The 26,296-nt window shown below is 71.5% G+C and carries 19 protein-coding genes and 3 pseudogenes; 8 read left to right on the top strand and 14 right to left on the bottom strand.

The window, feature by feature from the left end; genetic code table 11:
- Positions 1-130 precede the first annotated feature (130 nt).
- Positions 131-1,855 (top strand): sodium:solute symporter family protein, encoded by a 1,725-nt coding sequence (locus GFH48_RS23400; RefSeq protein ID WP_153290124.1) that lies wholly within the window; start codon positions 131-133, stop codon positions 1,853-1,855.
- 46 nt (positions 1,856-1,901) lie between these two features.
- Entirely contained in the window at positions 1,902-2,219 is a 318-nt protein-coding gene (locus GFH48_RS23395; RefSeq protein ID WP_153290123.1) for a hypothetical protein, read from the top strand.
- Between the two features lie 76 nt (positions 2,220-2,295).
- Here GFH48_RS23395 and GFH48_RS23390 read toward each other — a convergent pair whose 3' ends face one another.
- The 11 genes and pseudogenes from GFH48_RS23390 to rsmI all read right to left on the bottom strand — a co-directional run bounded on the left by GFH48_RS23390 (position 2,296) and on the right by rsmI (position 17,288).
- Positions 2,296-2,970, bottom strand: a complete 675-nt coding sequence (locus GFH48_RS23390) for a helix-turn-helix transcriptional regulator (RefSeq protein WP_153290122.1) — start codon at positions 2,968-2,970, stop codon at positions 2,296-2,298.
- A 224-nt stretch (positions 2,971-3,194) separates the two neighbouring features.
- Complete coding sequence (locus GFH48_RS23385; protein ID WP_153290121.1) at positions 3,195-4,991, bottom strand: outer membrane protein assembly factor BamB family protein; 1,797 nt, start codon at positions 4,989-4,991, stop codon at positions 3,195-3,197.
- 73 nt (positions 4,992-5,064) lie between these two features.
- A complete protein-coding gene (locus tag GFH48_RS23380) occupies positions 5,065-6,918 on the bottom strand; it encodes an outer membrane protein assembly factor BamB family protein (RefSeq protein WP_153290120.1) in 1,854 nt (617 codons plus the stop codon).
- Between the two features lie 261 nt (positions 6,919-7,179).
- Positions 7,180-8,985, bottom strand: coding sequence for an ABC-F family ATP-binding cassette domain-containing protein (locus GFH48_RS23375; protein WP_153290119.1), 1,806 nt, complete (start codon positions 8,983-8,985; stop codon positions 7,180-7,182).
- Between the two features lie 308 nt (positions 8,986-9,293).
- Positions 9,294-10,598, bottom strand: a pseudogene (locus GFH48_RS23370) (acyltransferase family protein); the annotation flags it as partial.
- Positions 10,599-10,705: 107 nt separating this feature from the next.
- The gene (locus GFH48_RS23365; protein WP_153290118.1) at positions 10,706-11,605 is read right to left on the bottom strand and encodes a 4-(cytidine 5'-diphospho)-2-C-methyl-D-erythritol kinase; all 900 of its coding nucleotides are present in this window, start codon (positions 11,603-11,605) and stop codon (positions 10,706-10,708) included.
- The gene (gene rsmA, locus GFH48_RS23360; protein WP_153290117.1) at positions 11,602-12,501 is read right to left on the bottom strand and encodes a 16S rRNA (adenine(1518)-N(6)/adenine(1519)-N(6))-dimethyltransferase RsmA; all 900 of its coding nucleotides are present in this window, start codon (positions 12,499-12,501) and stop codon (positions 11,602-11,604) included. The genes GFH48_RS23365 and rsmA overlap by 4 nt, the downstream gene beginning before the upstream one ends.
- Positions 12,502-12,999: 498 nt before the next feature.
- Positions 13,000-14,613 (bottom strand): resuscitation-promoting factor, encoded by a 1,614-nt coding sequence (locus GFH48_RS23355; protein ID WP_228120899.1) that lies wholly within the window; start codon positions 14,611-14,613, stop codon positions 13,000-13,002.
- Positions 14,614-14,750: 137 nt separating this feature from the next.
- On the bottom strand, positions 14,751-15,623 hold the full coding sequence (locus tag GFH48_RS23350) for a TatD family hydrolase (RefSeq protein WP_153290116.1): 873 nt from the start codon (positions 15,621-15,623) through the stop codon (positions 14,751-14,753).
- 106 nt (positions 15,624-15,729) lie between these two features.
- Complete coding sequence (locus GFH48_RS23345; RefSeq protein ID WP_153290115.1) at positions 15,730-16,200, bottom strand: hypothetical protein; 471 nt, start codon at positions 16,198-16,200, stop codon at positions 15,730-15,732.
- A 230-nt stretch (positions 16,201-16,430) separates the two neighbouring features.
- Positions 16,431-17,288, bottom strand: coding sequence for a 16S rRNA (cytidine(1402)-2'-O)-methyltransferase (gene rsmI, locus GFH48_RS23340; protein ID WP_153290114.1), 858 nt, complete (start codon positions 17,286-17,288; stop codon positions 16,431-16,433).
- Positions 17,289-17,383: 95 nt separating this feature from the next.
- Between rsmI and GFH48_RS23335 the strand changes: the two genes are divergently transcribed.
- Together GFH48_RS23335 and GFH48_RS40295 are read left to right on the top strand one after the other, a co-directional pair.
- Positions 17,384-19,123, top strand: a complete 1,740-nt coding sequence (locus GFH48_RS23335; protein WP_153290113.1) for a dolichyl-phosphate-mannose--protein mannosyltransferase — start codon at positions 17,384-17,386, stop codon at positions 19,121-19,123.
- Positions 19,124-19,537: 414 nt separating this feature from the next.
- Positions 19,538-19,678 (top strand): annotated as a pseudogene (locus GFH48_RS40295) (RRQRL motif-containing zinc-binding protein); the annotation flags it as partial.
- Positions 19,679-19,729: 51 nt separating this feature from the next.
- Here GFH48_RS40295 and GFH48_RS23325 read toward each other — a convergent pair.
- On the bottom strand, positions 19,730-19,972 hold the full coding sequence (locus GFH48_RS23325) for a hypothetical protein (RefSeq protein WP_153290111.1): 243 nt from the start codon (positions 19,970-19,972) through the stop codon (positions 19,730-19,732).
- A 78-nt stretch (positions 19,973-20,050) separates the two neighbouring features.
- Here GFH48_RS23325 and GFH48_RS39300 point away from each other — a divergent pair.
- Positions 20,051-20,344 (top strand): annotated as a pseudogene (locus GFH48_RS39300) (hypothetical protein); the annotation flags it as partial.
- Here the strand turns inward: GFH48_RS39300 and GFH48_RS23315 are convergent.
- Entirely contained in the window at positions 20,327-21,214 is an 888-nt protein-coding gene (locus GFH48_RS23315) for a LysR family transcriptional regulator (RefSeq protein WP_153290110.1), read from the bottom strand. The pseudogene GFH48_RS39300 and the gene GFH48_RS23315 sit on opposite strands and share 18 nt — an antisense overlap.
- 93 nt (positions 21,215-21,307) lie before the next feature.
- Between GFH48_RS23315 and GFH48_RS23310 the strand changes: the two genes are divergently transcribed.
- Entirely contained in the window at positions 21,308-22,171 is an 864-nt protein-coding gene (locus GFH48_RS23310) for a PhzF family phenazine biosynthesis isomerase (RefSeq protein WP_153290109.1), read from the top strand.
- Between the two features lie 117 nt (positions 22,172-22,288).
- On the opposite strand, the gene GFH48_RS23305 is transcribed toward GFH48_RS23310, so the two are convergent.
- Positions 22,289-22,522 carry a hypothetical protein gene (locus GFH48_RS23305; RefSeq protein WP_153290108.1) on the bottom strand — a complete coding sequence of 78 codons (234 nt, stop codon included), beginning with the start codon at positions 22,520-22,522 and terminating at the stop codon, positions 22,289-22,291.
- 353 nt (positions 22,523-22,875) lie between these two features.
- On the opposite strand from GFH48_RS23305, the gene GFH48_RS23300 reads away from it, so the two are divergent.
- Positions 22,876-24,498: a penicillin-binding transpeptidase domain-containing protein gene (locus tag GFH48_RS23300; RefSeq protein ID WP_153290107.1), complete on the top strand. Its 1,623-nt coding sequence runs from the start codon at positions 22,876-22,878 to the stop codon at positions 24,496-24,498.
- A gap of 96 nt (positions 24,499-24,594) precedes the next feature.
- The gene (locus tag GFH48_RS23295; protein WP_153290106.1) at positions 24,595-26,262 is read left to right on the top strand and encodes a penicillin-binding transpeptidase domain-containing protein; all 1,668 of its coding nucleotides are present in this window, start codon (positions 24,595-24,597) and stop codon (positions 26,260-26,262) included.
- The last annotated feature ends 34 nt before the right edge of the window (positions 26,263-26,296 follow it).

Genomic DNA, 26,296 nt, shown 5'->3' with positions numbered 1-26,296 from the left:
CAGCAAAGCCATCCAACAGAACCCAACACAACAAATCACAATGCAACAGTAACGTCAATGCCTGTGCGGGTTTGGGGGGTCTCTGTGAAGCTTGGGCGGCCTCTGGGGCGCACGGGGCATAGATACCGGCATGCCTACCCCCACCCACCTGGCCGCCGGGGCCCTCCACCTGGCCTCCGGCCCCACCAACCACCTGGCCGAAGGGCTCCGGCTCCCCACGAACGGGCTCGACTACACGATCCTCGGGATCTACTTCGTCGTCGTCCTCGGCATCGGCTTCGCCGCCAAACGCTCGGTCAGGACCAGCCTCGACTTCTTCCTCTCCGGGCGCTCACTGCCCGCCTGGGTCACCGGCCTCGCGTTCATCTCCGCCAACCTGGGCGCCACCGAGATCCTGGGCATGGCCGCGAACAGCGCGCAGTACGGCGTCTACACCGTGCACTGGTACTGGATCGGCGCCATCCCCGCCATGGTCTTCCTCGGCCTGGTGATGATGCCGTTCTACTACGGCTCGAAGGTCCGCTCGGTTCCCGAGTTCCTTCTGCTGCGTTTCGACAAATGGGCACACCTGCTGAGTTCGATCCTGTTCGCCTTCGCGGCGATCCTGATCGCTGGCGTCAACCTCTACTCCCTCGCGATCGTCGTCGAGGCCCTGCTCGGCTGGCCGCAGTGGGTGGCGATCGTGGTCGCCGGCTTCTTCGTCCTCGCCTACATCACACTCGGCGGCCTGTCGTCCGCGATCTACAACGAGGTGCTGCAGTTCTTCGTCATCCTCGCCGCGCTGATCCCGATCGCGGTGCTGGGCCTGCACCGGGTCGGCGGCTGGAACGGTCTGACGGACTCGCTCGACAAGTCCCACGGCAGCCACTTCACCACGGCGTGGGGCGGCACCGGTATCGGCAGCGACAACCCGCTCGGCGCCAACTGGCTGACCATCGTGCTCGGCCTCGGCTTCGTGCTCTCCTTCGGCTACTGGACGACGAACTTCGCGGAGGTGCAGCGCGCGCTGTCGGCCAAGAACCTGAGCGCGGCCCGGCGCACCCCGCTCATCGCCGCGTACCCGAAGATCTTCATCGTCTTCCTGGTGATGATCCCGGGCCTGGTGGCCGCCGTCCTGGTCCCGAAGATCGGCACGAGCGGCTCGGGCCTCCAGTACAACGACGCGATCCCGTACCTGATGCAGGAACTGCTGCCCAACGGCGTGCTCGGCATCGCGGTGACCGGTCTCCTCGCGGCCTTCATGGCGGGCATGGCGGCCAACGTCTCGTCCTTCAACACCGTGTTCACCACCGACATCTGGGCGAAGTACGTGGTCACGGACCGGGAGGACGCCTACTACATCCGCTTCGGCCGTCTGATCACGGTGATCGGCGTCCTCGCGTCGATCGGCACGGCCTTCCTCGCGTCGTCCTTCTCCAACATCATGAGCTACCTCCAGACGCTCTTCTCCTTCTTCAACGTGCCGATGTTCGTGGTCTTCATCGTCGGCATGTTCTGGAAGCGGGCGTCCGTGAAGTCGGGCTTCTGGGGCCTGCTGGCGGGCACCACCGCCGCGATGGTCAACTACTTCGTCATCTACAAGCAGGGCATCATCGGCATCCCCTCCGACCAGGGCGCGAACTTCGTGTCGGCGATCGCGGGCTTCGTGGCCGGTGCCGTGGTGATGGTCGCGGTCTCCCTCTTCACCGCGCCCAAGCCGGCGGAGGACCTCCAGGGCCTGGTCTACGGCACCCGCTCACCCGGCACGGCCGAGCCCCCCGCCGCCGGCGACGACGCCTGGTACCGCAGGCCCGCCCTGCTGGGCTGGGGCGCGCTGATCCTGGCGGCGGCCTGCTACATCCCGTTCTCGCTCTGATCCCGCGCCCGCCCCCACGACGTAGAGAAAGGCCCAGGAGGAAACCATGTCCGACCACTATTCGGACCGCGACGTCCAGCGCGAGGTCACGGAGCTGGAGAGGAAGTCCGCGACCGCGGCCCGCCTCTTCGACATCCGCCGCATCATCGGCGGCCTGTTCGTCGTCTACGGCGTCATCGTCACCGTCGCCGGTCTGACCGCCTCGGACGCCGACCGCGCCAAGACGCAGGGCATCAACATCAACCTCTGGACCGGCCTGGGCATGCTGGCCCTGGGCCTCTTCTTCCTGGTCTGGCTGTGGCTGCGCCCGCTGGCACCGCCGGTACCACCACCGGCCTCCGGCGAGGAGGGGCCGGCCGAGTAACCGGCCGGCGACCGCCGCGCACGGGTCCGGACCTCACCGCCCGAGGTCCGGACCCGTGCACGGCGTCAGGGCCCGGCTACGTCGCCACCGGCCCCGCCCGGTCCAGCAGACCCGTCCGTGCCGCCAGCGCCGCCGCCTCCAGCCTCGACCCCACACCCAGCTTCATCAGCACCCGCTGGACATGGGTCCGGGCCGTGGAGGGCGCGATGCCCATCCCCGCCGCGATCAGCCGGGTGTCCTCGCCGTCGGCGACCCGGACCAGCACCTCGACCTCCCTGGGCGTCAGCATCTGGAGCAGTCGCTGACCCTCGTCGTCCGGCTGGGCCGCGGGGTTGAGCAGCTCGCTGAAAGCACCCTGGAGCAGGCCCGGGGCCACCGCCGCCTCACCCGCCCTCGCCTTCATGATCGCCCGCTCGACGCCCTCTATGCGCTCGTCATGGCGTACGTATCCCGAGGCGCCCGCGGCGAACGCGGCGGCTATGCCACGCGGGTTCGGCACCGGCCCCAGCACCAGGACCGCCACCTGCGGACGCTCCCGCTTGATCTTGACCACCGGGTCGAACATCCCCGGCTCGGCGGGTGTCGCCGTACCGATCAGGCACACCTCGGGTGCCCTCGTGATCACCAGTTCCGCCGCTCCCGCGGCGGGCGCCGCCGCCGCGAGCACCCGGTGCCCGCGCAGCTTCAACGCCGAGGCCAGCGCCTCGGCGAGCAGCCGGTGGTCGTCGACCACCATGAGCCGCACTCCCATCGAGCAACCCCCCAGTCCCCCCAAGCATCCCCACTGGTTCCCCGTGGATTAGGAGCCCCCCGGCTCTCCATCCCCCGGAAGCTACACGCTTGTTCGACGTTGCGCTTCCCCTACCGGCGAGAAGCGCCCCGGAATACCGAAATTCCCCGCATTCGGGAATGCCGAGGGGTAAGCGCGCGGCCCCGCCCCTGAGCAGGGACGGGGCCGTGGTGACGTCGTGCCGGTCAGCGCGCGCCGAACGCGATCGCCAGGTACTCCTTGTCGTCCGCGCCGGTCGGCTTGTGGGCGTAGACCGCGGACATGTAGAGACGGCCGCCGCCGTAGAGGATCTCCGCGTAGTCCGGGAGCATGCTCGTCTCCGCGTCGCGGACCGATCGGGTCGCCGGGTTCTCCAGGAGCTTGGTCTCCTTGAAGGTGGTGCCGTCGATGCTGACGATCTGACCGCCCTTGTCGTACGGCGGCCGCTTGTACGCCAGGATGCTGGTGCCGTCCATGCGCAGCGGGGAGATCGTGTAGCCGTCGCCCGCGTTGGCGCGCTGACCGGTCTGCTTCCCGGTGCCGAGGTCGAAGGCGACGATCTCGTTGGTCTGGCTGTACTGGCCGGTGCCGTCGTGTTCCTCGGTCGGGATGTAGAGCTTGTCGTTGCCGACCGCCAGCATCGTGCAGGCCTCGGTCTTGCTGATGCCGTCGCACTTGGCCGCGTACGTCTTTCCGGGCGCCGAGATCCTGATGCGCAGCCGGCCGGTCCGGTTGTCGATCGAGAAGAAGTCGGAGATGCCGCTGCCGTCCCCGGCGCTGTCGCCGACGTCGGCGGCGACCACCAGCGGGTTGGTCGACACGACACTCGCGTACTCGATGCCGGGCGACATCTTGTACTCGGAGATCACCTTCCCGGACTTCGGGTCGATGGTCTGGATGTGCAGCTGACGCGCGCTGACGTACGCGCCGCACTTGCGCACGGCGACCAGCTTGTCGCCGCCGGCGTACCCGGCGTCGTAGCAGCTGTCCGTGGGCTTCGGGGACCACAGCGCCTTGCCGGTGGAGATGTCGAACGCGGCGCCGCCGCTGGTGCTGCCCGTGGCGACCGTGTCGCCGCTGACGGTGACGTTGTCCAGGCTGATCTTCTGGTCGCCGGACTTGACGGACTTGGCCCACAGCTCCTTGCCGGCGGCGAGGTCGAGCGCGGCGACCTCGCTGCAGCCGTGCGAGGGCTGGGACTTGGTCGGCATGGCGGGCTCGTAGACGATCGCGGTCCGGCCGGCGTCGGTGACGTGCCGGCTGGCCGAACACACCGGGCCGGGGAGTTTGATCGTCCACAGCTTGGCGCCGGAGTCGGGGTCGTAGCCGTCGACCTCGGCGTTGCCGCTCTTGGCGTACACCTTGCCGGTGAGCCACGAGCCGACGGTGGTCACGCTGCTCCCGGCGGCCACGGACGGCGCGGGGACCTGGAAGAGGACCTTGGAGCTGGTGTCGGCCGGCACCTTCTCCGCACCGTTCGAACCGGTGGTGCCGCCGCCACCCGTACCGCCCTTGTCCTTCTTCCCGCCGGTGCCGCCGGTGCCGCCCGAGGAGTTGTTCCCGCCGTCGTCCTTGCCGGAGGAGGTCGCGTACAGCACACCGCCGCCGATGATCAGGGCGACGGCCACGACGGCCGCCACGATGATGACCGCCTGGCCGCTCATCCTGCGCCCGCCGCCCCGCTGGGGAGCCTGCGGCTGCATGGGGTAGGTCGGCGGCTGCTGCGGATGGCCGTAACCGTACGGCGGCTGCGCGGACTGCTGACCCGGGTAGCCGTAGCCCGGCTGGGACGGGGGCGGGGACGTCTGCGGGTAACCGTAACCGGGGCCCTGCGGAGGCTGCGGGGCGCCGAAACCGCCGGGCGGCGGTGCCTGCGGGGCGCCGAAACCGCCGGGCGGCGGCTCCTGGGGCGCACCGAACCCACCCGGCGGCGGCTCCTGGGGCGCACCGAACCCTTCCTTCGGGGGCTCGTTGGGCGGCGGCGGGGGCGGCGGCTGGCTCATGATGTGTGTACCTCGGATACTGATGCGTGGGGGACGTGGACGGAGAAGGTGCCGAAGGCGGCGTGAGCGCGCCTCACTTGCCGTACGCCAGCATCAGCTTCTCCCTCGACTGGTCGTTGCCCGTCAGACGGGTGGTGGAGATGTAGAAGCGCCCGTCCACGTAGGCGACGGCCTTCGAGTAGAACCCGTTCTCGATCGACGCCGTGCCCTGCGGGTTCTGCAGCAGCTTCGCCGGTGTGTGGCCACTGCCCGTGGTCGGTATCGACACGACCTGACCGCCGGCGTCGTAGGACGGCTCGACGTACGCGATCAGCCGGGTGCCGTCCATCTTCAGCGGCAGCATCGACTCGTCCGCCGGGGACTTGACGCGCCACCTCTCCTTGCCGGTCGCCAGGTTGAACGCGACGACCTCGTTGGCGCCGGTCTTCGCCTCGGTCGGCAGGTAGAGGGTGTTCGCGTCGGCTACGGCGCCGAAACAGCCCGGCAGGTCACGGTCGATGATGGCGAACCCGCACTCGGGCGCGAAGGAGTCCTTGCTCGACAGCTGCGAGCGGACACCCCCGTCGTCCTTGAGGGTGGTGACGTTGACCGTCTTCTTGTCGTCGTTGGTCATGTAGAGGACGACGGGGTCGACGGAGTAGGCGCGCACGACCCGCCAGCCCTTGGGGATCTTCGTGGTCCATTCGGCCTTGCCGGTGGCCGGGTCCAGCTCCTGCACCTCGTCGTGCTGGGTGGTGCTGCCGGCCCCGCAGGACGCGACGGACAGCAGTTTGGCGCCGCCCGCGAAGGCGGCCGGATAACAGGCCGGGCCGTAGTTCTTCTTGTCCCAGAGCTTCTTGCCGGTGGTGGCGTCGTAGGCCGTGCCGGACTGCGAGCGGCCGACCATCAACGTCTTCCCGGTGAGGGACAGTTCGACGCTGAGCGTGCTGTCGAAGAGCGCGCCGTCGGCGACCTTCCCGTTCCAGCCCTTGGCTCCGGTCGCGAGATCGATCTGCTGGAGCTGGTTGCACTTGGCGCCGTCGCCCGCGCCGCTCATGTACGCCACGACGACCTTGTCGTCGGACGTCTTCTGCGGGGTGACCGCGCAGATCTTCTGCGGAAACGTGATCGGGGCCCAAGTGGGCTTTCCGTCACCGACGTTGTAGGCGAACACCTGCTTGTACGCGGCCTTCACGGCGGCCTTGCCGGTGATCCACAGACCGGGGGCGTCGGCACCCGAACCGGGCGCGTCCGGCGCCTGCTTGTACCAGAGCACCTTCGCCTCACCGGCCTTGCGGCCGTCGTTGAGGTTCTCCGGGTCCCCGCCACCGTCGCCGCTGCCGTCACCCGGGTTGACCGGGTCCTGCGACGCGGTCTCCTTGCCCCCCTTGCCGTCCTTGCTGTGCTCGGCGACCGGCTTCTTCCCGTCGTCACCACCGTCGCCGCTGACGGCCCAGACCGTCCCGCCGATGACGAGCAGCGCGGCCACGACCGCTCCGATGATCACCGCGGGCCGTCCCTTGAAGGGGTTCCCGGAACCGCCGGGTATGCCGGGCGGCGGAGTACCGGGCGGGCCCGGGTAGGGCGCCTGTCCGGGATGGCCGTACCCGGGCCCGTACCCCTGCCCCTGTGCGGGCGCCTGCCCGTATCCCGGCTGCTGGGCGTACGGACCGGGCTGACCGTAGGGGCCCGGCTGCTGGGCGTAGGGACCGGGCTGGGCGTACGGCCCCGGCTGCGCGTACGGGCCGGGCTGCTGCGGGTAGCCGTAGCCCGGCTGCGGCGGTCCGGCCGGCGCGCCCTGCGGGGGCGGCGGCGCCTGGGGCGGCTGCGCGGGCGGCGGCGGTGTCGCCTGCCGGGGATCCTGGGGCGGGCCGAAACCCTCCGCCGGTGGCTGGTCCTGCGGTGCTCCGAAGCCACCCCGCGGCGGCTCGTTCGGCGGCTGACTCATCAGCGCGTCCCCCTCATTCACTGATGTGGCACCCCACCGGCGGCGTCGGCGGCCCGACCTCGCACGGGGCTCGGCCGCACCTCCGTCTCGCGCCACGCCGGTGGTTCTCAGACTGTTCTCAGACGGCCCTTTGTATCACTCCGCGCCCCTCGTACGAGGGGCCGGTCGTTCCCCTGTTCCCAAGGGAGGACCGGCCCGTGATGCCCTCGTTACGCGCCTTCACGCCCCCTTCACGGGACGTGCGCGCCGCCCGACCGGGGCTTACGCGTCCTCCGCGAGCTCCAGCCAGCGCAGCTCCAGTTCCTCGCGCTCACCGGTCAACCCCCGCAGTTCGGCGTCGAGTTCGGCGACCTTCCCGAAGTCCGTCGCGTTGTCGGCGATTTGGGTGTGCAGCTTGGTCTCCCGCTCGGAGATCTTGTCGAGCTGCCGCTCGATCTTCTGCAGTTCCTTCTTGGCGGCGCGCGCGTCGGCGGCCGAGGCGGCCTTGGCGGGCGCCGGGGCGGCGGCGAGCACGGCGGCCGCGGCGACCTCCTCGATCCGCTTGCGCCGCTCCAGGTACTCGTCGATCCCGCGCGGCAGCATGCGCAGCGTGGCGTCGCCGAGCAGGGCGAACACGTTGTCCGTGGTCCGCTCGACGAAGAACCGGTCGTGGGAGATCACGACCATGGAACCGGGCCAGCCGTCGAGCAGGTCCTCCAGCTGGGTCAGCGTCTCGATGTCGAGGTCGTTGGTCGGCTCGTCGAGGAAGAGCACGTTGGGCTCGTCCATGAGCAGCCGCAGCAGCTGGAGCCGCCGTCGCTCACCACCGCTCAGGTCGCCGACCGGCGTCCACTGCTTCTCCTTGTTGAAACCGAACGTCTCGCACAGCTGCCCGGCGGTCAGCTCGCGGCCCGTGCCGAGGTCGACGCGGTCACGCACCGCCTGGACGGCCTGGAGCACCCGCCAGGTCGGGTCGAGCTCGGCGACCTCCTGGGAGAGGTAGGCGAGCTTGACGGTCTTGCCGGTGACGATCCGGCCGGCGGCGGGCTGCCGCTCGCCCTCGCTGCGGGCCGCCTCGGCCATGGCGCGCAGCAGCGAGGTCTTTCCGGCGCCGTTCACGCCCACCAGCCCGACCCGGTCGCCGGGGCCGAGGTGCCAGGTCAGGTGCTTGAGCAGCACCTTGGGTCCGGCCTGGACGGTCACGTCCTCCAGGTCGAAGACGGTTCTGCCGAGCCGGGAGCTGGCGAACTTCATCAGCTCGCTCTTGTCGCGGGGCGGCGGCACGTCCGCGATCAGCTCGTTGGCGGCCTCGACGCGGAAGCGGGGCTTGGAGGTACGGGCGGGGGCGCCGCGGCGCAGCCAGGCGAGCTCCTTGCGGACCAGGTTCTGCCGCTTGACCTCCTCGGTGGCGGCGATGCGCTCACGCTCGGCCCGTGCGAAGACGTAGTCGGAGTAGCCGCCCTCGTACTCGTACACCGAGCCCTTCTGCACGTCCCACATCCGGGTGCAGACCTGGTCGAGGAACCACCGGTCGTGGGTGACGCACACCAGCGCGGAGCGGCGCTCCCGCAGGTGCCGGGCGAGCCAGGCGATGCCCTCCACGTCCAGGTGGTTGGTGGGCTCGTCGAGGATGATCAGGTCCTGCTCCTCGATGAGCAGCTTGGCGAGGGCGATACGGCGGCGCTCACCTCCGGAGAGGGGGCCGATGACGGTGTCCAGTCCCTGCGGGAACCCGGGCAGGTCCAGTCCGCCGAAGAGTCCGGTCAGCACGTCCCGGATCTTGGAGTTCCCCGCCCACTCGTGGTCGGCGAGGTCGCGGATGACCTCGTGGCGGACGGTGGCCGTGGGGTCGAGCGAGTCGTGCTGCGTCAGCACCCCCAGGTGCAGGCCACCGGAGTGCGTGACGCGTCCGGTGTCGGCCTCCTCCAGCTTGGCCAGCATGCGGATGAGGGTGGTCTTGCCGTCGCCGTTCCGCCCGACCACACCGATCCGGTCGCCCTCGCTGACGCCGAGGGAGACTCCGTCGAGCAGGGCACGGGTGCCGTACACCTTGCTGACGGACTCGACATTGACCAGGTTGACGGCCATTTCTCTCCTGCCAAGGGGGACGATCGACCCTCAAGAGTAGTCCGGCCGACCCCGCACCCGATCCACCCCTTTCCTCGCCCCCGCCACGGCTGCGCGTCACGTACCTGGGGCTCCGCCCGGCTTGAGCGTCTTGTCCTCAAGCGCCGGACCGGCTGTCTCAGTCCGTCCGGCGTTTGAGGACGAGCTCTTCGGGCGATGCGGGGGTCCAGGGGGCGCGGCGCCCCCGGCGGGGTCCGGGGCGGAGCCCCGGGGACGGGACGGGTAGGGGCGGCGGGGGCGGGGACACCCCGGTCACGTGCGGCCCGTACCAGCGTCATGGCGACGGCGACCGGCGCCGTCACCCGCACTGCGACCAGCACCGCCGTGCGCCCGTCCAGCATCCCCCCGAAACCGACCAGCGACAGCCCGAGCACACCGAACAGACACAGGACGACGCCCACGGCGGCACCCACCCGCCCACTCCCGGACGCCCCCCGCGCCCCCTTCACCACGGAGGGCCGCTCGAAGCCCCGGAACACGGCGACGAGCCCCGCGGTCACCACCCCGGCGACCACCCCCCGTACCGGCACCTGCGCCCACCACTCCCCCGTCGCCGGCTCCGGCAGCCGTACCCCCAGCCCCAGCAGCACCCCGTACACCCCGAGCATCGCGGTGAGGTGCCATAGGAAGGCGGTCATGGAGACCCCGTTGGCCGCGACGACCAGCCGCCACACCCGCGGCCTGCGCAGCCACCGCCCCGCGGCAGCGCGCAGCAGCTCGACCCCGCCGACCAGCCACAGTCCGTGGCACAGCAGCGCGAAGGTCGGCGGCGCCATGTTCGAGATCCGCTCGCCGGGCATGCCGACCATGGAGAGCGGATACGGCCCGCAGGCCACCAGGAGCACCGCCCCGCCGAGCCCGGCACCCGCGAGGACGTACGGCCGGCGCAGTCGCCCGTCCGCGCGCAGGAATCCGAGCTGATGGACCGCGAGCCAGACGAAGGCGAAGTTGAGGAACCCGGCGTACGGGACACCGAAGCCGAACCGCAGGACGTCCACGCAGCCGGCCGCGGCGACGAGTCCGCCGAACGCGCCCCATCCCCATCGCTCGTGGAGCCGGAGCAGCGGCGGCGTGCAGGCCACCATCGCCAGATAAATGCCTATGAACCACAGCGGCTGGGCGACCAGACGCAGGGACACGTCCAGGAGTCCGCCGCTCGCGCCGGCGAGCTGCAGCAGGAGAGCCGCCGACCCCCACACCCCGATGAACACCATGGTCGGCCGCAGCAGCCGCTGGAGCCGCGCGCGCAGGAAGACGGCGTAGAGCGCCCTCTCCCCCGCCGTGTCCGCTCGCTCCGCCCCGCGCCGCAGCGAGCGGTACGACAGGGCGTGCGAGAACCCGCCGACGAAGAAGAAGACGGGCATGACCTGGAGCATCCAGGTGAGCAGTTGCAGCCGGGGCTGTACGGCGAGCAGGTTCCCGACCCCGACCCGTCCGTCGTCGCCCACGGAGACGGCTGCCATCAGCCAGTGCCCCAGCACCACCGTGCCGAGCGAGGCGACCCGTAGGAGGTCGATGTACTTGTCGCGCGTGGCGGGGGTGGCCGCGGCGAGGTCACGAGCGCTTGATCCCATAGGGGTACGGTCGCGCCGCGGGGCGGCCCGGCATCAGCGCGCCCGTACTCAACTCACCTCTGAGTACGGGCCGATTCCGTGCGGACGGGTCACACGGGTCACAGGGGTCAGATGATGGTGGCGCCCTGCGCGGGGCCGTCGGTGACCCTCACCGTCCGGCAGGTTCCGGAGGCGCGCAGTGCCCCGGCCACCGTCCGCGCGGACTCGGCGTCGGCCGCGAGGAAGCCGGTGGTCGGCCCCGAGCCGGAGACCAGCGCGGCGAGGGCTCCCGAGGAGCGGCCCGCGGTGAGGGTGTCGGCGAGGGCCGGGAAGAGGGAGAGGGCGGCGGGCTGGAGGTCGTTGGAGACCGTGGCCGCGAGGGCGGCGGCGTCGCCCTTCGCCAGAGCGTCGAACAGCTCCTGCGAGGCGACCGGTTCGGGGATCCGCACCCCTTCGTTGAGCCGGTCGAACTCCCGGAAGACCGCCGGGGTCGACAGCCCGCGCTCGGCGACGGCGAAGACCCAGTGGAAGGTCCCGCCGACGTCCAGCGTGCGCAGCCGTTCGCCGCGTCCGATGCCGAGAGCCGCCCCGCCGACCAGACTGAACGGCACGTCGCTGCCCAACTCGGCGCAGATGTCGAGGAGTTCCGCGCGCGAGGCGCCGGTTCCCCACAGGGCGTCGCAGGCGAGCAGCGCACCGGCGCCGTCGGCACTGCCGCCCGCCATGCCGCCCGCGACGGGGATGTCCTTGGCGATGTGGAGGTGCACGGCGGGTTCGATGCCGTGGCGGCGGGCGAGTTCGAGTGCGGCGCGGGCCGCGAGGTTCGTACGGTCCAGGGGGACCTGGTCGGCGTCGGGGCCCGAGCAGGTGACGCGCAGCTCGTCCGCCGGCGTCACCGTGACCTCGTCGTACAGGCCGACCGCGAGAAACACGTTGGCCAGGTCGTGGAACCCGTCGGGGCGGGCGCCGCCGACGGAGAGCTGGACGTTGACCTTGGCAGGGACGCGTACCGTCACCGTCTGCGTCACGGCTGGACCGGCTCCTTGTTCTCGGCGGCGTTCCCGGCGTCGCGGTTCTCCGCGATGCGGGCGAACTCCTCGACGGTGAGGGACTCGCCGCGGGCCTGCGGCGAGACCCCGGCGGCGACGAGCGCGGCCTCGGCCGCGACGGGGGATCCCGCCCAGCCGGCCAGGGCGGCACGCAGGGTCTTGCGGCGCTGGGCGAAGGCGGCGTCGACGACGGCGAAGACCTCGCGCCTGGAGGCGGTCGTCGCCACGGGCTCGGCGCGCCGGGTGAGGGCCACGAGGCCGCTGTCGACGTTCGGGGCGGGCCAGAAGACGTTGCGGCCGATCGAGCCGGCGCGCTTGACCTCGGCGTACCAGTTGGCCTTGACGCTCGGCACGCCGTACACCTTCGAGCCCGGGTCGGCGGCGAGCCGGTCGGCGACCTCCGCCTGCACCATGACGAGGGTGCGCTCGATGGTCGGGAAGGTGTCGAGCATGTGCAGCAGCACGGGTACGGCGACGTTGTACGGGAGGTTGGCCACGAGCGCGGTGGGCCCGGGGCCCGGGAGCTCGGTCACCTGCATGGCGTCGGAGTGCACGAGCGCGAACCGGTCGGCGCGGGCCGGCATGCGGGCCGTGACGGTCGCGGGGAGCGCGCCCGCGAGGACGTCGTCGATCTCGACGGCGACCACCCGGTCGGCCGCCTCCAGCAGCGCGAGGGTCAGCGAGCCGAGGCCGGGGCCCACCTCGACGACCACGTCGTCCTCCCGGACGCCGGCGGTGCGCACGATGCGGCGCACGGTGTTGGCGTCGATCACGAAGTTCTGGCCGCGCTGCTTGGTGGGCCGGACGCCGAGCGCGCCCGCGAGTTCGCGGACCTCGGCGGGGCCCAGGAGGGCGTCGGGGGTGGGGCTGTTCACGCAGCCAGGGTACGGGGGTGACGGGCCTGGCCGGTTCCACCGGCCCTCTGCGACGGGCTTCGCCATGGACCGGGGGTGGGTGGGGGCCGGTCGCGCAGTTCCCCGCGCCCCCTAAAAACACCTGCGCACCCGGCACCCTCGCGGACCCCACCTGCGGCTTCGCCCTCGGCTGCGGGCACGCGGGGGCTGATCGCGCCGTTCCCCGCGCCCCCTCAGGGCGCCTGCGGCACCCTGCGCACCCGGCACCCTCGCGGACCCCACCTGCGGCTTCGCTCTCGGCTGCGGGCACGCGAGGGCCGGTCGCGCAGTTCCCCGCGCCCCTTAGGGGCGCATGCGGCACCCGGTGTCCTTTCAGCCCGTCCGGCGTCTGAGGACGAGGCCGTTCAGGCCGACTCAGCCCGTCCGGCGATTGAGGACGAGGCCGTTCAGGCCGACTCAGCCCGTCCGGCGTCTGAGGACGAGGCCGTTCAGGCCGAGCGGGGCCGGAAACACCGGAGGTCAGCCGTGGAGGTGTGCGCCGCAGTGGGGCCACGGGGTCGCGCCCCGCCGCACGTACAGCTTCTTCGCCCGCATGGTCTGCTCCGTGGCGGGCGCGTCCTGGGGCCGTCCCGACCCCCCGAGGCTGTGCCAGGTGTGGGTGTCGAACTGGTAGAGGCCCCCGTAGGTCCCGGAGGCGTCGACGGCGGAGGGCCGCCCCCCGGACTCGCACGACGCCAGCCCGGACCAGTTCAGGTGGTCGGCCCCCTTCACGGAGTCCGGCCGCGGCTTGGTACCGACCCGCACGACCTGCGCCCGCGGTTCCCGCACCACCTCCGCCCCCATCCGCCGGGGCCGCTCCTTGACCCCGTTGACGGTCCGCAGCAGGTACAGGACCCGCCGGGTCCCCGGTTCACCGGCCCGGTCGACGACCTCCGTACCGCGGAAGAGCGAAGGATCGTGCGTCCGCCTCACCTCGTAGGGGATCGCCTCCTCGCGGATCTCCCTGGACCCGGTGATCCGCATCACGCTGACCGTCTGCCCGTCCCGCGGGAAGTTCCCGGACGGTACGGACGTCGTGTCCTGGTTGCGCAGCGTGATCCCGGCCTCCTCGACGGCCTCCGCCACGGTCGCCGCGTTCGTCCGGATGGTCCGCGCCCGGCCGTCGGCCATGATCGTCACCGAGCGCTCGGTGCGGACGTCGAGCGCGAGGCCCTCCCGCCCGATGGGCCGGGAGCGCGAGGTCGACACGTACGCCCCCTCGGCCCGCACCCCGAGCTGCTCCAGCGCCCCGTCCACGGTGCCCGCCGTCGTCCACACCCTGCGGCGCTGCCCGTCGAGAGTGAGGTGCACGGGCCGCCCGTAGCGGACCGCGACCTCGTCGCCGCTGGTCAACGGGGTGCCGGGGGCGGGCGCGACGACGTCGTGCGGGCCCACCCGCACGCCCTCGCGGGCGAGGAGTTCGCTCACGTCGTCCGCGAAGGTGTGCAGGGTGCGCGGCTTCCCGTCGACGGTCAGCTCGATGGCCTTGTCGCTGGCGACGAAGGCGGAGGTGCCGCCGGCCAGGAAGGCGACGACCAGCGCCTGCGGGAGCAGCCGGCGGAGCGGATCGGCGCGTTCGGTGGTCCCCCGCCGCCGGGGCGCGCGCCGGGCGGCTCGCCGCGCCTCCGCCCGCCCACCGGTCCGGGCCTCCGCCGCAGCGGCCCCGGCCTCCACCGGGACCGCCGGTGCCACCACCGGCCCCTGCACCCCTTCTACCCCCTGCACGTACTGCTGGCGGGGCAGGAGGGGCTCCGTGGGCGCCTGGGACAGCAAGGTGGTCTGTGACACCTGGGTCGTCCGGTCGGCCAGAGCCTCGTACGCGGGCCGGTAGGTGTCGCCCCCGAAGCCGCCCGGCGAACCGGCGGAAGCGTCCGCGTGGGCGTCCGGAGGACCGTCCGGACCGCCGTCACCGTACGGCTCGGGGTTCCCGTACGCCTCACCGGACCCGTACGCCTCACCGGACCCGTAAGTCCCGTAGGACTCATGGGTCACGTACGGCCCGTACGGCTCATACGGCTCATACGGCTCATACGGCCCGGACGTCTCGTACGGCGTCGCGGTCAGGCCGGCCGTCTCGTACTGCGAGTTGCTCACGACGACACGCTCCAGGGTCCGGATCGGGCGACCAGAACCTAGCGGAGCGGCCGTCACTCTCCCAAGCAACGCGGCTACGCTGTGTCGCGACACTGCCCCCGGCCGAGCCCCCGGAAAACGCCTGCGAGCGTTATCGCTCAGTAATCGAAAGCGCGCGCGGTGTTCGCCGAGAGCGCCGTCGCCAGCACGTCCTCGTCGAGGGAGCGCACGGCAGCCATGGCGCGGACCGTGACCGGAATGAGATACGGCGCGTTGGGCCGTCCGCGGTACGGCACGGGCGTCAGGAAGGGCGCGTCGGTCTCGACGAGGAGCAGTTCCAGCGGCGCGACCGCGATCGCGTCGCGCAGCGGCTGGGCGTTCTTGAAGGTCATGTTGCCGGCGAAGGACATGAAGTAGCCCGCGCGGGCGCAGATCCCGGCCATCTCGGCGTCGCCGGAGTAGCAGTGGAAGACGGTCCGCTCGGGAGCGCCCTCCTCCTTGAGGATGCGCAGCACATCGGCGTGGGCGTCGCGGTCGTGGATGACCAGCGCCTTTCCGTGCCGCTTGGCGATCTCTATGTGCGCGCGGAAGGACCGTTCCTGGGCGGCTTCGCCCCCGGGACCCGTACGGAAGTAGTCGAGCCCGGTCTCACCGACGCCCTTGACCTGCGCGAGCGCGGCGAGCCGGTCGATCTCGGCGAGGGCCTCGTCGAGGGCGTCGTCGCCGCCGGGCCGCCGCGCGCCCTGGCGGGACCAGCCGTCGGGGTCGCCGTGCACGATACGGGGCGCTTCGTTGGGGTGCAGCGCGACGGTCGCGTGGACGGCCTCGTACGCGGCGGCGGTCTCGGCCGCCCAGCGCGAGCCGTTCAGGTCGCAGCCGACCTGGACGACCGTCGTCACACCCACCGAAGCGGCCTTGGCGAGACCTTCCTCGACCGTGCCGGACTGCATGTCGAGGTGGGTGTGCGAGTCGGCGACGGGCACCCGCAGCGGTGCGGGGAGCGGGGGCGCTTCGGTCTTGTCGGAAGGCATGCCCCGATCCTACGAAAGGGGCATGCCCCGTCTCACCCGAGAGGCGCCGGTCTCGTCCCGGAGGCACCGGTCCCTCCCGGGAAACGCGCCGGAGGGACGCCGGTCGTCAGCTCGCCCTGCGGTGATGGAAGGGGTGCAGCAGGTCGGAGAGCTGCCAGTGGTGCGGTTCCCCGGGCGCCATCGACCGTTCGGCGTCCTGGTCCGGGGCCTCGCCGTGCGTCTTCGCGGGGCGGGGCAGCGGGCGCTCCGGGTGGTGCGGGCGGTGCATGGAGTTCTGGACGGAGGACACCTGGCCGGCGCGCATGATGCGCACCACGTGACCGTCGCAGTTCTGGCAGGAGGGGCGGCTCAGCGGCGACGGCACGACACGGCCGTCCGCCACGTACTTCACGAACTCGCCGCCCTCGGCGTCGTGGTGGTGCTCTATCTCGTACGACTGCTCCCAGCCGTGCCCGCAGCGCATGCAGGCGAAGGAGTACGACTCGTTGACGACGGCGGTCGCCGTGCCTCGATGGCCCGTGCGCTGCCCGGTGACCGGGCCTTCGACACGGCCGGTCCGTCCCGCGATCTCACTCATGCCAGTGCTCCTCTTGCCCGCTGGACAAGCGCCTTCGCCGCAGGGATTCCCCCTGAATTCCTCCGGCCTTTCGAAGACTGGGGACCGATGCGTCCCTTCAACCAGTGGACGCTTCTCCGAGCGCGAACGCATCCGGCCTGTCGAGTGTTGGAGCCGTCTTGGCCTTTCCTTGTCGGAACGGTCTCGGAACACGGTCCGAGCTTTGCTTTTGGTGACCACCCTTTGCCCTTCTATGGGGCGGTGTGTGCCGCGTTCTTTGCCGCGACGACCGCATCGAAGACATCGCGCTTGGGAATTCCGGCCTCGGCGGCGACCGCGGCGATGGCCTCCTTGCGGCGCTCGCCCGCCTCCTCGCGCACCCGCACGCGGCGCACGAGCTCCTCCGCGTCCAGTTCCCCGGCGCCCTTGGCGGGCGCGCCCTCGACGACGACGGTGATCTCCCCGCGCACGCCCTCGGCGGCCCAGGCGGCCAGCTCGCCCAGTGGCCCGCGCCTGATCTCCTCGTACGTCTTGGTCAGTTCACGGCAGACGGCGGCCCGCCGGGTGTCCCCGAAGACCTCGGCCATCGCGGCGAGGGTGTCGTCGAGCCGGTGCGGCGCCTCGAAATAGACCATCGTCCGGCGCTCGTCGGCGACCTCCCGCAGCCGCGACAGCCGCTCGCCCGCCTTGCGGGGCAGGAACCCCTCGAAGCAGAAGCGGTCGACGGGCAGTCCGGACAGCGCGAGCGCGGTGAGCACGGCCGACGGACCGGGTACGGCGGTGACCTTGATGTCCTTCTCGACGGCCGCCGCGACCAGCCGGTAGCCGGGGTCGGAGACCGACGGCATACCCGCGTCGGTCACCAGCAGCACCCGGGCGCCGCCCGTCAGCGCCTCGACCAGCTCAGGGGTCCGGGCCGCCTCGTTGCCCTCGAAGTACGACACGACCCGCCCGGTGGGCTGCACCCCCAGCGCCTGGGTGAGCCGGCGCAGTCTGCGGGTGTCCTCGGCCGCGACGACGTCCGCGCTCTCCAGCTCCTGGGCGAGCCGGGGCGGGGCGTCGGCCGTGTCGCCGATCGGGGTGCCTGCCAAAACAAGGGTTCCTGTCACGGATCCATCCTCGCAGGGGCGATCCGCGGCAGCCTCATCCACCCATTAAGGCCCGTGCACGGGACTCCCACAGACCTGTTCCCTACGATGGCGCGGTGACCAGTACCGCGTCCTCCACGGACACCCGGCAGAGCCAGGCCGCCGAAGCGCAGCAGCCGTCGTGGCAGCAGCGGCTGCGCCGCTTCGGATACACGGCGCCGCCGAGAACCGATGTGCGCGACCGGCTCGTGCCGCCGTACGCCGAACCGAGCCCACGGCTCTGGGCCACGCTCGGCCTGCGCCACCAGGTCGCCGACCGCCTCACGCGCTGGTCGGGCTGGGGAGGACCGCTTCTGGTGACGCTGCTCGCCGGGCTGATGCGGTTCTGGAACCTGGGCAGTCCGAAGGCGGTGATATTCGACGAGACGTACTACGCCAAGGACGCGTGGGCGCTGATCCACCGCGGGTACGAGGTCAACTGGGACAAGAACGCCAACGACCTGGTCCTCCAGCACAACGGACACGTCTCGGTCCCCACCGACGCCGCCTACGTCGTCCATCCCCCGGTCGGCAAGTACATCATCGGAATCGGCGAATGGATGTTCGGGTTCAATCCGTTCGGCTGGCGCTTCATGACGGCGCTCCTGGGCACGCTGTCGGTGCTGCTGCTGTGCCGGATCGGGCGCCGGATGTTCCGCTCGACCTTCCTGGGCTGTCTGGCGGGCGCGCTGATGGCGGTGGACGGGCTGCACTTCGTGATGAGCCGCACCTCGCTCCTCGACGGCGTGCTGATGTTCTTCGTCCTGGCGGCCTTCGGCTGCCTGGTCGTGGACCGGGACCGGGCGAGGGCACGGCTGGCGGCCGCGCTGCCGGCCGACGCGGACGGGGTCGTCCGCCCGGACGCGCACACCGCCGAGACGACCCGCCTCGGCATGCGGCCCTGGCGCTGGACGGCGGGCCTGATGCTCGGGCTGGCGCTCGGCACCAAATGGAGCGGCCTCTACGTCCTCGCCGCGTTCTGTGTGATGTCCGTGCTGTGGGACGTCGGCGCGCGCCGCACCGCGGGTGCCCGGCACCCGTACGCCGCCACCCTGAAGCACGACACGGGCTTCGCGTTCCTGGCCACGGTCCCGGTGGCGATCGTCACGTACCTCGTCTCCTGGACCGGCTGGATCCTCTCGCCGGACAACGGCAAGGGCGGCTACTTCCGCAACTGGGCCGTGACCGACGGCAAGGGCGGCAACTGGACCTTCCTGCCCGACTGGCTGCGCAGCCTGTGGCACTACGAGCACGAGGTGTACAACTTCCACGTCCACCTCTCGTCGCCGCACACCTACCAGTCGAACCCGTGGAGCTGGCTCGTCCTGGGCCGCCCGGTCTCCTTCTTCTACGAGTCCCCGCTGCCCGGCAAGGACGGCTGCCCGTCCGACGCGGGCGACAAGTGCGCCCGCGAGGTGCTCGCACTGGGCACCCCGATCCTGTGGTGGGCCGCCTGCTTCGCGGTCGTCTTCCTGCTGTGGCGCTGGGCGTTCCGCCGCGACTGGCGCGCGGGCGCGATCGCCTGCGGCATCGCGGCCGGCTACCTGCCCTGGTTCCAGTACCAGGAACGGACGATCTTCTTCTTCTACGCGGTGATCTTCGTCCCGTTCCTGTGCCTGGCCGTCGCCATGATGATCGGCGCGATCCTCGGCCCCCCCGGCTCCACGGAACGCCGCCGCGTCATCGGCGCGGCGAGCGCGGGCATCCTGGTCCTGCTGATCGCCTGGAACTTCATCTACTTCTGGCCGCTGTACACGGGCACGTCGATCCCGATAGAGCAGTGGCGGTCGCGGATGTGGCTGGATACGTGGGTCTAGCCGGGCGGACGTAGCGAGGGGGCGCGGCAATCTGCCGGGCCCCCTTGGCCGTTGCCGGCCGTTGGCGGTTGTCGTTGGCCGCCCTCGGACGGCCCGAGGACGGCCCGGGAGGGTGAGCTGTCCCGCAACGGACGAGCTGTCGTCGGCGGGGGTGTCCGATATCTCCCGCCTGACCGGCCCGTTCTCCCGTCATCAGGCATCGAACCCTGCTTGTCGAACACGGCCAAGCCGTCCCCCACCCCCATGGGGCCGCATGGTCCCCATGACCACGGCCCCTGCAGCCAAGCAGCTTATGCCTGCCATCAGGTGCACCGTTCAGCAGATGCGGTTCGTTTCTGCTGGTCCGCTCTCCTTCACCCTGCTCCCGCGTGCCTACCGCCTTGCTCCCGCGTGCCTACCGCCTTGCTCCCGCGTGCCTACCGCTACCGCGTCGATCTCGCCCGACCGGTCCGACCGATGACGCCGGGCCGGTGGCGGGCTCACGCGGCGATGATGCGCGCCCGCCGCACCTGCCCGGCCTGTCGGCGCGACACCGGATACGTCATCCCCGCCTGACTCGGCACCTGCGTGCCCTGCGCCGGCCCGGCCGGGTGAGGCGGGACCGCCTCACTTCCCGAGGCCGAGCCACGAATACGCGTGCACGGCGAAACGCGCAAGCAACAGAAAGAAGTGCAGGCCCAGCCGGTCCGCCGCCACCGCCAGGAAAACCGCCGCGCCCGCTATCTGCCCGGCGAGACGGCGCCATGAGGATCCGTCCTCAGTGCTCGGTGCCTTCGGCGGCTCGGCACTTCCCTCGGACGTGCTGTTTTCACCTGTGACGGCGCCGTGCGCCTCGAACTCCCCACTCATGCGCGGACCTTACCGCTCCCGCGGAAACGACAGCTCTGCCCGCCCACCCCAACTCCCGTCCCACGAAGGCAATCCAGCATGGGCAACGCCGACACCCCACGCCTCGATCGCGAGATCCACAAGACGATGCGGAAGCTCGAAGCGGTCCGCCGTGGCGAGACGTGGCCGCTCACCGGTTCCGAGCGCCGTGCCGCCCTGCGTGCGCTCGCCGGCGCCTCCTACCGGGTCGCCCGCGGCAAGAGCCCCTCCCGCGCGAAACAGCGGCTGGAGTCCGTCTCCAGTGCTGCGGGGACGCGGCTGAACGCGGAGTTGTCCGCGCTGCACGGCGAGCGGCAGCGGCTCATCACCGCCCGGCTACGCGTCGAAGTGGCGTACCACCTGGGCCGCGACAGCGCGTGCCGCGCGGGAGGGACGGCGGCGGCTGTGGCGGGCCAGCTGGACGGAGACGTCGGGGAGGGAAGGGCCGGGTACCGCCGTCAGACGGCCGGCGCGCAGTGATCCGGCCACGTTCGCGTGAGGGAAGACGGTGAGGCCGAGCCCGGCTTCGACACAGGACCGGGTGGCCTCGATGCTGCCGAACCGCGTCAGCCGGGGCTGCGCTCCGGGAACCGCCCGGAGGTGCTGAGCGAGCCGGTCGCTGTAGGAGCAGCCTTGCTCGTGGAGGAAGAAGTCCTCGCGCGCGAGCTCCCGCCACGTCACCGGCTGTTCGCGGCCGGCCAGGTGGTGGCCGGGGGCGCACAGCAGGACCAGGGGCTGGCCGGCGACGCGCTCGGCCGTGACGTCCGGGAACGCGACGTGCTCCTCCAGCAGGAGAGCGCAGTCGAGTCTTCCCGCCCGCAGCCCTTCTACGGCGTCGGTGGTGCCGCACGGCTCCAGCCGCACCTCCACGTCCGGGTGGAGGCCGCGCAGCGCGACGATCACGTCCGGCAGGTGGGCCGAGCACAGGGTCTCGCCCGCGCCCACCACCACCGTCCCGGCGACCGGGCCGTCCTCGGTGGCCGCCGCGAACAACCGCGACTCGGCCTCCAGGACGTCCTCGGCCAGGGTGAGCAACCGCCGCCCCGCCTCGGTGAGCAGCGCGCCCCTGGCCAGTCGGTCGAAGAGCTGGGTGCCCAACGCCTTCTCGAGGGTTCTGATCTGCACGGTGACCGTGGACTGTGCGAGCTGGAGTTCGCCGGCGGCGCCGGTGAAGCTTCCCGCCCTGGCCAGCGCGGTGAAGGTCTGCAACAACCGGGTGTCCATGACCCGAACCCTAACAAGCCATCGGGAAAGTCGATCGATGCCATGAAAAACCATCGTTGGCAATAATGCGGCCGGGATGGAACCGTGAAGGGCATGACTTCTTCGACGGCAACCCCGGTCCTGCGCTACACGGCGTTCACCTCCCACCCCGACGGCGGAAACCGGGCCGGGGTCGTCCTCGACGCCTCGCGACTCGACGAACGGCGGATGCTGGCGATCGCCGCCGATGTCGGGTACTCCGAGACCGCGTTCGTCACCGCCCGGGACGACCGGCGGCGCCGGTTCGCGCTCCGCTACTTCAGCCCCCTCGCCGAGGTCGCCTTCTGCGGCCACGCCACTGTCGCCGCGTCGGTGGCGCTCGCCGAACGCATGGGCCCCGGCGCCCTGGTCTTCGACACGCCCGCGGGTGAGATCGGCGTCGAGACCGTGACCGACGCCCGCGGAAGTGTGCGGGCGACGCTCACCAGCGTCCCCACCCGGTCCCGTCCGGCGCGGGCCGTGGAGGTGGACGCCGCGCTCTCGGCCCTGCGGTGGGAAAGGGACGACCTCGACCCGGCGCTGCCTCCGCACGTCGCCTTCGCCGGCAACGAACACCTCGTGCTCGCGGCCGGCTCCCGTGCCCGACTGGCCGACCTGGACTACGACTTCGAGGCCCTCACCGGTGTCATGCGCCGCCACGGCTGGACGACGGTGCACCTGGTCTGGCGCGAGAGCGACGACCGCTTCCACGCGCGAGACCCGTTCCCCGTGGGCGGCGTCGTCGAAGACCCGGCCACCGGAGCGGCGGCCGCGGCCTTCGGCGGGTACCTGCGCGCGCTCGGCCTCGTGGCCACGGCGAGCGTGATCGCCCTTCGCCAGGGCGAGGACATGGGACGGCCGAGCGATCTGACCATCGAGGTGGACCCGCACGACCCGCGGGTGCGCGTCACCGGCCAGGCCGTGCCGATCGCCGGATGACCACGACCGGAGCGCTGCGCGGATCCGGGCAGCCGAGAGGGCGCGGCACGCCGCCGCGCCCTCTCGTTCGCCCCTGACCGGCCGCCGTGCGGGCGTGTGCCGTGCACGCGGGCCGTGTCACGGGAACAGGGCGATCCCGACGAGGATCAGCAGGATGATGCCGGCGACGAGGGCGACGGTCGCCCATGTCCCCCGGTGGTGCAGCGGTGTCGCGGGGCTGCCGCCGCGCGGCCGGTCCTCCGGCAGCAGCGGGTCGGCCGGGCGGCCGTGCGCGTAGAACTGTTCGTCGGTCGGATAGACGTTGCGCGGGTCGCTCAAGGCGCGCGGATCGATCTCGTGTGGACTGGTCATCTCGACTCCCGGCACGGCGCCTCGGCGGGGCCGGGGGCCGGGGACGCCTGGGCTCGCGCCAGGGACGGTGACTCACCGCCTCCCGGACGCGCAGTCCTTCGGGAAGACGCCGCACGGGCTCTCGCCCCGCTCGCCGCGCACTCTTCGATCGTATACCCGGGCCGTCCACGCGGCCTGGGCTGCGGATACCTCATCCGTGACCATTGTTCAAGGATGTGACCGAAGCCTGGTCTAACGATTCGGAAAATGTAGACCCCACGCGTCCCCCCTCCCGCATACAGTGCTACGCAGGCCGATTTTTCTGAACGCGTTCAGAAGTTTGGGGGAGCGGTCCACGGGGAGGGTTTCGCGCGATGCGCAAGGGGGCAAAGGCCGCCATCATCGGCAGTGTGTTCGCCGTGATGGTGGGGGGCGCCGGATACGGCGCGTTCAACGTGGTGACCGCGCTCGACGGGAACGACAGCGCGGGCGGGCCCGCGCCGGTGAAGACCGGTCCGCCGAGCGGGGCGGAGGTCAAGGAGACCTCCGCGAAGTTCCTCGCGGCCTGGGAGAAGGGCGACGCCGCCAAGGCCGCGACGTACACGAACTACGCGAGCCAGGCCGAGGGTCTGCTGGCCGGCTACCGCGCCGACGCCCACCTCACCGGCGTGCGGATCACACCAGGCACCCCGTCCGGCGCGTCCGTGCCGTTCTCGGTGAAGGCCACGGTGTCCTTCGAGGGGAAGTCCAAGCCCCTCGCGTACGACTCGGAGCTGACCGTCGTACGCGGCCAGACCACCGGCAAGGCGCTGGTCGACTGGAAGCCGTCGGTCGTCCATCCCGACCTGAAGGAGGGCGACACCCTGGTCACCGGCGAGTCGGCGAGCCCCCCGATCGAGGCCGTGGACCGGAACAACGTTGTCCTGGCCAAGGACAAGTACCCCTCGCTGGGCCCGATCCTCGACGCGCTGCGCGAGAAGTACGGCGACGACGCGGGCGGTACGGCGGGCATCGAGCTGGCGATCCATCACGCGAGCGAGGGCGCCGGGGACACCACCCTGCTGACCCTCGCCCAGGGGAAGCCGGGCAAGCTGCGCACGACGCTCAGCGCGAGCGCGCAGTCCGCCGCGGAGAAGGCGGTCGCGCGCTACGCCGAATCGTCCGTGGTCGCGGTCAAGCCCAGCACCGGTGAGGTGCTGGCGGTCGCCAACCACCGCGCGGACGGCTTCAACGCGGCCTTCCTCGGCAAGCTCGCCCCCGGCTCCACCATGAAGATCATCAGCGCGGCCACGTTCATCGACAACGGCATCACCACGGCGAGCGGCCCCGCGACCTGCCCGGACAGCGCGGTCTCGGAGAGCCAGACCTTCCACAACCTGCCGGGCATGGCACCCCAGTTGAACGCGACGCTCTCCGACAGCTTCTCGCGCTCCTGCAACACGGCGTTCGTGAAGTACGCGGACACGGTGAAGGTCGACTCGCTCACCAACGAGGCCGAGCAGCGCTTCGGTCTCGGCCGGAACAACTGGAAGACCGGCATCGAGTCCTTCGACGGCTCCGTCCCGGCCTCCGGCGGCCCCGACACGGCCGCCAACCTGATCGGCCAGGGCCAGGTCCAGATGTGCCCGCTGAACATGGCGTCGGTGACCGCGACCGCGATGACCGGTGTCTTCCGGCAGCCGGTCATCGTCTCGCCCGGCCTCGACCACCGTGAGATCGCCACCGCCAAGGGGCTGCCGCCGGGCACGGTCGCCCAGCTGCGCACGATGATGAACCGGACCGCGGTCAGCGGTACCGCCGCTCAGGTGATGGCCGGTCTGACCGGCAGGATCGGCGCCAAGACCGGCTCCGCCGAGGTCGACGCGCAGTCCCGGTCGAACAGCTGGTTCACGGGCTACCGCAACGACATCGCGGCCGCCGCGATGACCCAGCAGGGCGGCCACGGCGTCGACGCGGCCGGTCCGATCGTCGCAGCTGTGCTACGAACCGGCGCCTGAAGTCACCCTTCACAGGGCGGGACCCTAGGCTGGGACCCCTCGTTGAGCAGCGTGAGGGCACCGGGGGCCAGGGGAAGCAGCGGAGGATCGGGAACCGTGGGGAAGAGAAGGCGCGTCGCCGAACAACGGAAGACGAAGCCCGCCGTGATCGGCGGGCTGATCGCCGTGGCCGTCGTCGGCGGGGCGTTCGGCGCCTACAGCCTGTACGGCGGCGGCGCGTCGGCCGAGGACCGGTCGACGACCGCCGGCCGCAAGGCCGTGAAGACCGGTCCGCCGACCGCCGCCGAGGTCACCGCCCTGTCCACGCGGTTCCTCACCGCCTGGCAGGGCGGTCAGGTCGCGAAGGCTGCCGGCGCCACCACCGACGCCGGGGCCGCGACGGCCGCGCTGACCGGCTACACCAAGGACGCGCACATCAGCGGCGTCACGGTCACCGCGGGCAAGCCGTCGGGAGCCTCCGTCCCGTTCTCCGTCAAGGCCACGGTCACCTACAAGGGCAAGAGCCGGCCGCTGGCGTACGAGTCGAAGCTGACCGTCGCCCGGCGGGCCGAGGACGGCGTCGCGCTGGTCGACTGGAAGCCGTCCGTCGTGCACCCGGACCTCCAGGACGGCGACCGTCTGGTCACCGGCGCGGCGGGCACTGCGCCCATCACGGCGCTGGACCGCGCCGGCGGTGAACTGACCACGACCAAATACCCCTCACTGGGCACGGTCCTGGACGGGCTGCGCGAGAAGTACGGCAAGACCGCCGGCGGCACGGCGGGCATCGAGCTGCGGGTGGTCCGCAAGGCCGCGGCGAAGGGCGCCCAGAAGTCGCCCGACAAGACGCTGGTGACCCTCAGCGAGGGCACCCCGGGCACGGTGAGGACGACGCTCAGCGCGACCCTCCAGGCGGACGCCGAGCAGCAGGTCGCCAAGAAGACGCGGGCGTCGGTCGTCGTGATGCGTCCCTCGACCGGCGAGATCCTCGCGGTCGCCAACCAGAGCCACGGTTTCAACACCGCCCTCCAGGGTTCCCTGGCCCCCGGCTCCACGATGAAGGTCATCACCTCGTCGCTGCTGATCGACAAGAAGCTCGCCTCGGCGGACAAGCCGCACCCGTGCCCGAAGTACGTGACGTACGGCGGGTGGAAGTTCCAGAACGACGACAAGTTCGAGATCAAGGGCGGCACGTTCAAGGCGAGCTTCGCGCGGTCCTGCAACACGGCCTTCATCAGCCAGGCGAAGAAACTGCAGAACGACGACCTGACGCGCCAGGCCCAGCAGGTCTTCGGGCTGAGCATGAACAACTGGGCCATCGGCGTCCCCACCTTCGACGGCTCGGTGCCCGTCCAGTCGGCGGCCCAGATGGCGGCCTCGCTGATCGGCCAGGGCGGCGTCCGTATGAACCCGCTGAACATGGCGTCGGTCGCCTCGACGGTCAAGTCGGGCATGTTCCACCAGCCGTACCTCGTGTCGCCGGACGTGGACCACCGCAAGCTGGCGACCGCCTCCCGCACCCTCTCCGCGGGCACGCTCTCCCAGCTCCGCGAACTCATGCGGTACACGGCGGGGTACGGTACGGCCGCCGAGGCGATGTCCGGGCTCGGCCCCGACTACGGCGCGAAGACGGGCTCCGCCGAGGTCGACAACCAGAAGAAGCCGAACGGCTGGTTCACCGCGTGGAAGGGCGACCTCGCCGCGGCGGGCGTGGTCCAGCAGGGCGGCCACGGCGGCGACACCGCGGGCCCGATCGTGGCGGCGCTCCTGAAGGCGGGGAGCTAGGCCGGGGACGGCACACCGGTGCGCGTACGCGAGT

It is taken from the genome of Streptomyces fagopyri (genome assembly GCF_009498275.1).
GTDB classification, from domain to species: domain Bacteria; phylum Actinomycetota; class Actinomycetes; order Streptomycetales; family Streptomycetaceae; genus Streptomyces; species Streptomyces fagopyri.
This window is presented reverse-complemented; position numbering and strand designations above follow the sequence as displayed.